General features: G+C 60.5%; 2 protein-coding genes. Both read left to right on the forward strand.

All coding sequences use genetic code 11. From position 1 onward, the window contains the following. Positions 1-317: trypsin-like serine peptidase (locus ACR0E6_RS21450; RefSeq protein ID WP_480587108.1), on the forward strand; the 317-nt coding region annotated here is incomplete at its 5' end. After that, positions 314-1,125 (forward strand): trypsin-like serine peptidase (locus ACR0E6_RS21455; RefSeq protein ID WP_480566343.1); only part of this gene is annotated, 812 nt, incomplete at its 3' end. The genes ACR0E6_RS21450 and ACR0E6_RS21455, both read left to right, overlap by 4 nt.

Genomic DNA, 1,125 nt, shown 5'->3' on the forward strand with positions numbered 1-1,125 from the left:
ACCGGGCCGAGGCCCCGTCGCTGCAGCAGGTTTGCTCGGTCATGGCTGGGCACCGTGGTGTTTTGGTAATGTCCTGCGACGTTGATTTCGGGGCCTCTGGCGCGCCGATTTTCTCTCTGAGTGGTGTGCGTCCGCGAATCGTATCTGTGGTGTCGGCCAAAGCCGAGCTTAACGGGGAAAACGTATCATTGGGCACCGCGCTGGATGGATCGCTGCAGCTGTTGCAGGCGGAACTGTCCAATGGCAATGGGTTTGGCCTGTCTTCGGGCAGCTCCGGGTCTGGCAAGAATGTCGGGGCAAGGTTTATCCGGCCATGAGGAATGCCTTTGCCCTTTTCGTCCTGTGCGCCTCTTTGGTGGCCACGGCGGCGCAGGCCCAAAGCAACAAACGCACACTGACGGATCGCGATGACCTCTACGGGTGGGAGGCGATCGGCCGGCTTGATGTGGGCAAACGGTCCTTCTGTACGGGGACGCTGATAGCGCAGGACATGGTGCTGACAGCCGCCCATTGTGCATTGGACAAACGCACCGGACAGGCCTATGAGCCGGGCGAGGTGACGTTCCGCGCTGGGCTGAGCAATGGCGTCGCCCTGGCCGAGCGCAAGGTGGTTCAGATTGCCACGCTTCCAAGCTATGGGACCAATGACCCTCTGTCGAACCAAGGTGTGCGCGAAGACGTGGCGCTGATGCGGCTGGAGGAACCGATCCCCTATTCGATTGCCGATCCGTTTGTCCTGTATAAGGGGCCCGTCATCGGCTCCGAACTCAGTGTCGCTTCTTACGGTCGAGGACGGTCCGAGGCCATAACACGCGAAAAATCCTGTCGAATCCTAGATCGGCGAGACGGGCTGATCACCTTTGATTGCGATGTCACCTTTGGCTCATCGGGGTCGGCTGTTCTGACCAAAAACGGGTCGCGCTGGCAGATTTTGTCGGTTGTCTCCGCCATTGGCGAGAGCGGGGGGCGCAAGATCGGCTTCGGGATGGAACTGTCTCCGGTCGTCTCCGAACTCAAGGCGATCATGCGGCGGGATGTACCCCAACCCAAAGCCAATATCCGCAGATTGCAGGTGGGTTCGGGCAAGTCCGGATCGGGCGCGAAATTCATCAGCTCGGGCGGGGG

The organism is Ruegeria sp. AP12, assembly GCF_056540025.1.